Origin of the sequence: Pseudoflavonifractor intestinihominis, from assembly GCF_040096055.1 — a bacterium.
GTDB classification, from domain to species: domain Bacteria; phylum Bacillota; class Clostridia; order Oscillospirales; family Oscillospiraceae; genus Pseudoflavonifractor; species Pseudoflavonifractor intestinihominis.
Window position 1 is genome coordinate 181,722 of the sequence record NZ_JBBMFK010000004.1, and the last position, 8,033, is coordinate 189,754.

Genomic DNA, 8,033 nt, shown 5'->3' on the forward strand with positions numbered 1-8,033 from the left:
GTATGAAACCGGTTTCTTGCCTGCGGGGAGCCGGGAGGAGCCGGGACAAAAAAGGGAGCGGGTCCGCAGGCAGCGGACCCGCTCCGGAGTGGGGAAAGGGCGCTCAGCTCCGGCAGCCCTTGCCGCCGGAAGGAGGACAGCGATCGGGCCGGTCGCCGTGGCCGCAGTCCCGGTCAGGGCGGTCGCAGCCGCAGCCGCCCACGCCGCCGTTGGGCGGGAAGAACTCATCCACGGGGAACTGGACGTGACGGAAGATCTCGCAGGGGTCATCCTCGCAGCCGCCGCAGGTGCACTCCTTCTCGGGCATGCAGTAGTCGTAGGCGGGCATGAGCAGCTGGGTGTCCCGCTCCAGGCGGATGATGGAGAACTGGCCCAGGGTGACATACACTCGCTTGCCGTCGTTGCCGAAGCACAGGTCGCTGCCGAAGCAGGAGCAGATGCAGGGCGGGATCTCGGACAGCTCGCAGTCGCAGCAGGGGCGGCAGTCGCACACATCCACCAGCTTCATGTTCAGCACGATGGGGTCCACCGCCTCCACCACCGCAGTGGGCAGGTTGGTCTTCATGATGTTCTGCTCGTCCATGGCGCCCAGGGCGGCCTCGGAGGAGAACACCTTGGCGCTGCCCTCGCTGCCGAAGAGGATGACACGCTTGTCGAACACGCACAGGCCGCACACCTGGACAGGCCGGGCGGCGCCCACGAAGGCGTCGGCGGTGACCCGGTAGAAGTAGCGGACGTCCACGGTGAAGAAGCCCCGGTTGAAGCCGATGGGCTCCACGTCGATGTACACATAGAGCAGCTCGGCCTGGCCGGCGCGGATGGACACGGCCCGGTCAATGGCGCACTGGGAGCTCTGGGTGGGGTAGAAGCGGAGATCTTCGATGCAGTCCTTGTCGGAAGATACAGCGCTTTTAATACGAGAAAAAACACTGGGCCGCAAGGGATTGGCGTCAGTAGGGTTTCAGGGTGAAGCGGAGCTGGAACTCGCTCTGTTTGGATTTCTTGTCTTTCTGGTAGGTGATGGTGCTGATCACACCCTTGAGCATGGCGTTGCGGCCGGCGGCGTCGGCGGCGTCGTAGGCGTCCAGCACCGCCCGGATCTTCCTGGCCAGGGCGGCCGGATCGGCCAGCTGGGCGTCTTGGATGGACTGTTCTGTCTCCCGCTGGCGGCGCTCCAGACCGGCGATCTTCTCCTTCACGGCTGCCATCCGCTCCCGGAAGGTGGGCAGGTCGTACTCCTCCATTTCCAGCAGCTCATACAGGCGGCTCTTCTGCCGCTGGGCCGCTGCCAGCTCCTTCTTCACTGCTTCCAGGGAGCTGTCCAGGACGGAAGTATCCCGGGCTGTGCCGCGCTGCTGCTCCAGCTCCAGCTTCACCAGGGTCTCCTCCAGGTAGGAGAGGACCCGCTGCTCCACCAGCTCAAACTTGGTGCTGGAGCAGCACCCCTTCTTCATGCACAGCAGATACGGCTGCCCCCTCATCACCATGCGCTGCATATTCTGCCCGCAGTTGGCGCACTTGACCAGACCGGCCAGGGAGCTGCGGACGGTGCCGTCATTCTTGGATGGGATATACCGCCCGGCCATGATGTCCTGCACCGTGTCGTACAGCTCCTGGCTCACGATGGCGGGGTGTAGGCCGTCCACAATGGTCCACTTCTCCCGGGGATTGTAGATGGTGATGTGCTTGGGGTTGCCCTTGGCCCCCTTGCGGACGTGGGACTTCTGGTTCCAGACCACTTTCCCGGCAAAGGTGGGGTTGCGGAGGATGTGGGCCACGCTGTTTCGGGTGAACTCCTCCGAGCGGTGGGGCTTGGCCCCCAGGGCGTTGACGTGCCGGGCGATGGAGACGCAGCCGTAGCCCTGGGTGTAGAGCTGGTACATCATGCGGACAAAGCGGGCCTCCGGCTCGTAGATCTCCAGAGTGGGCCGCCGGTCCACCAGAACCTTCCGGTAGCCGTAGGGGGCGTTGGCCACGTAGCAGCCGTCGCTGATGCTCTGCTTCAGGCCCCGGCGCAGCCGCTTGTTGATGATCTTATACTCCCGGCGGGACATGAAGGTCTTGAACTCCGCCATCTCGTCATCCAGGTCGTCGGACAGGTTGTAGGTCTTCTCCGGGGTGACGATGAGGGTGCCCGAGTCCCGGAAGGCGTCCAGGATGATGCCCTGGTCCTTCATCCGGCCGCGGGAGAGCCGGTCCAGATCCATGACCAGCACCGCGTCGTAGCGGCCCTCCTCCACGTCCTCCAGCAGGCGCAGCATCTCAGGACGGGCGTACAGGCTCTCACCGCTGACCACCTCCTCATAGGTGGCGATAATATGGATGTCGTGAGAGGAGGCGAACTGGGCCAGGGCCTTCCGGTGCCGGGAGAGCACCTCCTCCGTGTCCATGCCCTCCTCCATACGAGATTTTCTCAGATACTCCGCCGCGTCCATCCGGTTCCCTCCTTCACAATATGTCGAGAGTATAACCGCCCCCGGCCGGACGGCTGAGGGCGGTTTTTGTATTTCTGTTAAAATCCGCAAGCGCTGGGGGACTTGGAACGTATTATATATAACGCTTCAGTACAGTAATGAGCTCATCAGAATACTTTGAAAGTTCATAAATATCTTGCAGCTGGTACTTGGTTTCCTTCTTATTCTCATCCGGGATAATCAATGTCTTTTTGGAACTGGTAAGCGCCAGGCGACAAATCCATTTGCGGGAGTTCCCCTTATACAGGATATTGATGTAAGATTCCGTATCTTTGTAAGTAATGTCTCGAATGTCAACCAAAGACCCCAGAAGGTTTTTTACAATGAAGTACGCTTCTAGTTCTTCCTCAGTTGTGACAATGTTGGGAACTCGTTTTCCATCATTTTCTGGCTCGGCAGCTCCAGCCTCATCAGCCGGCTTTGGATCAGGCGCGGATACGGTACCACCGCTCCCTCCGAGGGCGGTCTTGATTTTGTCGTTCATAGTCTCGCTGATAAAGTCGTTCAGCGCCTTTTTAAGGACGGGGCGGAATTTTTCCAGAACACTCTGAGTTTTGGGCGCGGAATAGCAATTCTGGAGGAAGAAGCGGATAAAATCGTCATCGGGAGACTCCAGCTGCCGGGTGAAGACACTCTTGAATTCGTGGACGTATTTCAGCTCGGAGGCGGTGCTGAAGATAGAGTCCACATCAAAAACACTTTTGCAGAACTTTTTCAGCTCCGGGACCTGGTTGTCACGGATGTCGAGGATATTGATGGTCAGGAACGGATCCTCGTCCATCTTGTTCGCATTATCGAGGTCAGTATAGAAACGATACATAATGCCGTTAGTGAGTATTGCAAATTTTGCGGTAGTCGTCCCAAAGTAACGGAAGAGCTGAGAATCATGCCGCTCCAGGTTTTCGTTAATGGACTTGCATTCAATCAGGATCACAGGGGAGCCGTCGGTTATGATGGCGTAGTCTACCTTCTCACCCTTCTTGATCCCTACGTCAGCGGTATATTCCGGAACAAATTCCTGGGGGTTGAACACGTCATATCCCAACATAGCGAAGAACGGCATGATGACGGCGGTTTTTGTGGCCTCTTCGGTTGAGATGGAATCCTTGAGAGATTCTACACGCTTTGAAAATTGTTTCAACTGGTCAATGAAATCCACGCTGCAACACTCCCTCTCTATTTTCGGTGTCCAAGCCGGACACAGATTTATTTCCTCTTTCTAGAGCAACCCCCGGCCGGATGGCTGAAGGCGGTTTTTGTATTCACGTTGAAATCCGCAAGCGCTTGCGAATTTGATTACTCGGAAACTTGGATCTGTAACAGATAGGAGGAGGGGAGACCGTCATCAGCAGCTGTGCCTGATAGAGTAAACACGGCGTCCCCAATCGTAGTGCTGACAGGCTCGCTCCCGGCAACAGCGCCAATGTTATCCAAGACCCATTGCTTTGCAGTAGCTGTATCTGAGGTATCATATGGCACGGTTGCGATATATCCAAGATAGGTTTCCGCAGCAGTGCAGAAGACGTCATTAGAGCTGATCGCATCCCAAGTAGCCCCAAACGACCCGCTGATCAACTGGGAATCATCGTCGCCGATAATTGAATAATCCAACAGCACGGTGGTGTCAGGGAAATTCCATGACTTCGAAGCAGTCCAGCGGTATGGAGTTCCATCAGGGGCACCCTGTGCGGAATCATCATCCATGCCAAAGTTCGCAACACCAAGCTGGATGTCTTTGATGTAAGATCCGGGAATCCCAGTCATCCGTTCTGTTTCAGATGGGGTGGTTTCCGGTGTAGAGGACGTGCTTGCTACGGCAGAGGGAGAAGGGGTGGAGGCATCGGCGGATCCCGATGTCGTGCTGCATGCGGCCAATGTTAAAACAGACAAGCAACAGATAAGCGCGAGCGCTTTCTTCATCTTCGCTCCCCCTTCATGGTTTTCAAGTCGGACACCAAATTATTTTTTCTTTTTTGCTTAGTTGCATTGCAAGAATAAAACAAATGTTCTATAATAGACATAAATCACAGATCATGCACTGCGGGGAAAACTGAGGGGAGGACACGAGATGACGCCGGAGCAAGCCAGGGAACTCATATCACACCTGTCACTGGACGAGAAAATCAGTCTGAACGAGATGCTAAAAGACCTTGCACAAAAGCGTCAACCTTGTCCTTCTCTTCCAGAGTCAGATGGGTCAACCGCTCAATAAGTTCATTATCAAGCTCGCTCTCAGATGTGGGGGCGAGCTTTTCTTCGTCTCGACCAAGGAGGTAGTCTGTACTTACACCGAATATTTCAGATATTTTTGCAATGGTCTCAGGATTTGGAGTGGCTTTCCCTGTTTCCCATTTTCCAACGGCTTGCTGGCTGACAAATAATCTTGCTGCAAGCTCTTTTTGAGACATCTTGTTTTCTGCGCGGAGCTCTTTCAATCGCTGGGCTAACATGGAAAGTCACCTCCTCTTTAAATCAATAATATACTACCTATGGTAGGCAACCACAAGCGAAATTTAAAATTTACACTTGACAACAACTAAAAGTAGTAATATTATATGCTTGAAAACAACCTTATGTAGTTATATGGGGAGGAGGGAACAATGGTGAACAACATAAAGTTGTTGAGAGAGAAAAAGGGAATATCGCAGGCAGCACTGGCCTCACAAGTCGGGGTTTGCCCCCAGGCAGTCGGAAAGTGGGAACGTGGAGAATCAGATCCCAAATGGGCCATTGCACCAGCCCTTGCTGATGCCCTGCACTGTTCTATTGACGAGTTATATGGCCGCACGCCGCCCGAGGCGGCCAGCTGAGAGGAGGGGAAGGACATGATGCAGGGAGACACCCCGGAGCTGCGGAGGATCGTCCGGTGGCTGGAGGGGCAGTTTGAGCCGGGCCAGCTGGCCCGGGTGGAGCGGGTGACCAAGAACGCCGTCCGAATCACGGATCGCTGGGGCGACACGGACCTGGTCATCTGCCGGCAGGACGGGGACGTGGAGATTATGCCCGTCCCGGAGGCCTGCTGAACTATCTGCAAGTATTTTATCCTGAAAAGGAGGTGATTACCATGCAGGATGAAACCCGAAATATCTATAAGACCTGTCGCAAGGCTGCCGGGCTTACTCAGGAAGCGGCAGCGGAGCGGCTGGGTATTAGCGTGGAGAGCCTGCGGGCCTACGAGACCGGCCAGCGGGTGCCGCCTGACGAAGTGGTTGAGGCGATGTCCGACCTGTATAACACGCTGCATCTGATTGTGCGGCATGTGCGCGAAAAGAACGCCATGTACAGCCGTGTGGTGCCCGAGGTGCCTAAGATGGACGTCTTGGCTGCCAGCGCCCGGCTCACCAATCGGATTTTCGAGTTTGCCGAAAACCACTCGGCCAATCGGCTTATGCGCATTGCCGAGGACAATGTCATCGATAGCAATGAGCGAGTCGAGTTTGATGCCATTATGGAAGACCTTCAGGAGATTGTATCCGCTGCTCTGGCTCTTCGGTGTGCCCAGAGCGAACAGGAGGCATAAAAAAATCCGCCCCCAGGTGTGCGAGACCTGAGGACGGAAGAGGGAGATTCAACTAATGAAAATATATCATAAGCGCGGCGGAAATGCAACGAATTTCCGCTGGATTCGTGCACTCTTTTTGGGGTTGCTGGGTGTCCTGATTCTTGGCACCGTGGGCAACATTGAGTGCGGTTTTGTGAGCGTCCAGGCCGGGGCCGTGACCCTGGCAGCGCTGGCTGCCGGGCTGGCCGTGGCGCTGGCCTGGCCGGAGAGGAGGGGCTGAGATGACCAAGCAAGACGAAGCGTTCTGGAAAAGATATCTTCCTGAGAAGGCTATCCAATGGAAGCGAAATCCCTGGGCCTTGGTGTACGACTTGGAATCGATTATGGATTCTGTGTGCTACACGGCCAAAGAGAAGCTCAAGCTGATGCAGTGGGCTATGATCGCTTATAACGACGCGCTGAATGAAACCAGCGTGAATCCGACCGGCAGCGGGCGGAATAGGACATCCTGCCCGGAGCATACAGAGGATTGAGGAGGTGTTCCAATGGCGCTGGAACTGAACATAGAGCCCCTGGAGGAGCTGGTGGTCACCACCAAGATTATCCCCGAGACCTTCGGCAAGAACCACGTGAACACTGTGATGACCCGGCGGAAGGGCCTGCACTGGCTCACCGACATGGGCGGCCAGCGGGTGCTGGTGGATGAGTCGGCCACCATGGACGCCGGTGAGAAGTACGGCACCACGCTGTGTTACACGCCACACAGCGACGTGGTGGTCAGCGAGGAGGAGCGGGCCGCCAACCGGGCCCGCATCAAGGCCGTGGCCACCCAGGTGATGATCGACATGGGTATCTGGTGATATGCGGCGTTTACATACGACAAGAAAGGACGATGGCTCATGTCCAGATTGACATTCCTGCACGGGCTGGGGGATGTTGCCATGCGGTACGGCGTGGAGGAGTCCATTTTCCTCCACATGCTGGTATCTCTGACCATGAACAACAAGGACAACGACCGGAATTACAGAGACGGAAGGTGGTGGACATTCAACTCCCTGGCGGCCTGGGAGGCTGCGTTTCCATGGTGGAGCGCAAAACAGATCAGGAGAATTATTGCCAGCTGCCGGGAGAAGGGGGCGCTGCTGGTGGGCGAGTACAACAAGGACCCGAGAGACAGGACGGCGTGGTACTCGCCCAGCGATGAACTGCTGGCATTTTACAGGGATGACTGGACGGGCACATGCATGTGCCCAAATGGGCAAATGCACGAGCCCGAACGGGCACGTTCACGTGCCCAAATGGGCACACCATTACCAAAGGATACCCAAAGTATTCTAACAAAAGATATATATGCGCATTTGGATGCTGTGCGGGAACTGCTGTCCGGCGTTGTGGTTGCCGACGATGACCGGGCGGCCACCATGGCCGTCACAGCCGCGCTGGAGGAGAATGGGTATCTCTGCCAGAACAATGCTCCGGTTCCGTCCCGGGACAGCGACCCGAAGTATACCGGACGGATCGGGATAGTCGCCAGCCGGGACGGGTTTATCACGGCGATTGAGATAGGCAGAAAAAGCCCCCGGAGAAAAAGCATACATAAGCTGCTGGAGTACCCCTGCGACGCGCGGCTGATACTGCTCCGGGGCGGCACGGCCGATATTGTCCCCGATGGCATTGACGCAGTGATCTCTCTGGCCGTGAAGGAGGATGACGATTACTTCCACCGGTTCTGGGATGCGTACCCCAAAAAAGTGGACAAGCGCCGCGCCTACGAGGTGTTTAAGCGCCTGAATGTGACGCATGAGCTTCTGGGGGAGATGCTGCGGAGCCTGGAGGCCCAGAAGAAGAGCCCCCAGTGGAAGGAGGCAAACGGACAGTTTATCCCCCACGCCACCACCTGGCTCAACGGCCGCCGGTGGGAGGATGTGGTCACAGTACCTCCGGCCGATGATGCCCGGACCGCTGTACCCACCGCCCCGAGCCTGAGCGGCTGGCACTACGAGGAGATAGACGGAGAGAAGGTGCTGGTGGTCGATGAGCCAGGAGATTGATTTGCG

Annotated in this window: 12 protein-coding genes; 7 read left to right on the forward strand and 5 right to left on the reverse strand. The window is 56.6% G+C overall.

Annotated features, from left to right (window positions below; genetic code table 11):
• Positions 1-103: 103 nt before the first annotated feature.
• The 5 genes from WMO64_RS04225 to WMO64_RS04245 form a co-directional block, all read right to left on the reverse strand.
• On the reverse strand, positions 104-940 hold the full coding sequence (locus WMO64_RS04225; protein ID WP_349231110.1) for a hypothetical protein: 837 nt from the start codon (positions 938-940) through the stop codon (positions 104-106).
• A 10-nt stretch (positions 941-950) separates the two neighbouring features.
• Positions 951-2,435, reverse strand: a complete 1,485-nt coding sequence (locus WMO64_RS04230) for a recombinase family protein (RefSeq protein WP_349231111.1) — start codon at positions 2,433-2,435, stop codon at positions 951-953.
• A 112-nt stretch (positions 2,436-2,547) separates the two neighbouring features.
• Positions 2,548-3,633 (reverse strand): type I restriction endonuclease, encoded by a 1,086-nt coding sequence (locus WMO64_RS04235; RefSeq protein WP_349231112.1) that lies wholly within the window; start codon positions 3,631-3,633, stop codon positions 2,548-2,550.
• A 137-nt stretch (positions 3,634-3,770) separates the two neighbouring features.
• Positions 3,771-4,394 (reverse strand): hypothetical protein, encoded by a 624-nt coding sequence (locus WMO64_RS04240; RefSeq protein WP_349231113.1) that lies wholly within the window; start codon positions 4,392-4,394, stop codon positions 3,771-3,773.
• A gap of 203 nt (positions 4,395-4,597) precedes the next feature.
• Complete coding sequence (locus WMO64_RS04245; RefSeq protein WP_274955175.1) at positions 4,598-4,924, reverse strand: helix-turn-helix domain-containing protein; 327 nt, start codon at positions 4,922-4,924, stop codon at positions 4,598-4,600.
• A 150-nt stretch (positions 4,925-5,074) separates the two neighbouring features.
• Here WMO64_RS04245 and WMO64_RS04250 point away from each other — a divergent pair, with 150 nt between their 5' ends.
• Genes WMO64_RS04250 through WMO64_RS04280 form a run of 7 tightly spaced genes read left to right on the forward strand, consistent with a single transcriptional unit; the run spans position 5,075 to position 8,027 of the window.
• Entirely contained in the window at positions 5,075-5,284 is a 210-nt protein-coding gene (locus WMO64_RS04250; RefSeq protein WP_274955176.1) for a helix-turn-helix transcriptional regulator, read from the forward strand.
• A 15-nt stretch (positions 5,285-5,299) separates the two neighbouring features.
• A complete protein-coding gene (locus WMO64_RS04255) occupies positions 5,300-5,497 on the forward strand; it encodes a hypothetical protein (RefSeq protein WP_274955177.1) in 198 nt (65 codons plus the stop codon).
• A gap of 41 nt (positions 5,498-5,538) precedes the next feature.
• The gene (locus WMO64_RS04260) at positions 5,539-5,994 is read left to right on the forward strand and encodes a helix-turn-helix domain-containing protein (protein WP_349231114.1); all 456 of its coding nucleotides are present in this window, start codon (positions 5,539-5,541) and stop codon (positions 5,992-5,994) included.
• A gap of 55 nt (positions 5,995-6,049) precedes the next feature.
• Positions 6,050-6,256, forward strand: coding sequence for a hypothetical protein (locus WMO64_RS04265; RefSeq protein WP_349231115.1), 207 nt, complete (start codon positions 6,050-6,052; stop codon positions 6,254-6,256).
• Between the two features lies 1 nt (position 6,257).
• Positions 6,258-6,509 carry a hypothetical protein gene (locus WMO64_RS04270; protein ID WP_349231116.1) on the forward strand — a complete coding sequence of 84 codons (252 nt, stop codon included), beginning with the start codon at positions 6,258-6,260 and terminating at the stop codon, positions 6,507-6,509.
• Positions 6,510-6,521: 12 nt separating this feature from the next.
• Positions 6,522-6,836 (forward strand): hypothetical protein, encoded by a 315-nt coding sequence (locus WMO64_RS04275; RefSeq protein WP_349231117.1) that lies wholly within the window; start codon positions 6,522-6,524, stop codon positions 6,834-6,836.
• Between the two features lie 39 nt (positions 6,837-6,875).
• Entirely contained in the window at positions 6,876-8,027 is a 1,152-nt protein-coding gene (locus WMO64_RS04280) for an LvrA C-terminal domain-related protein (protein WP_349231118.1), read from the forward strand.
• Positions 8,028-8,033: the final 6 nt, after the last annotated feature.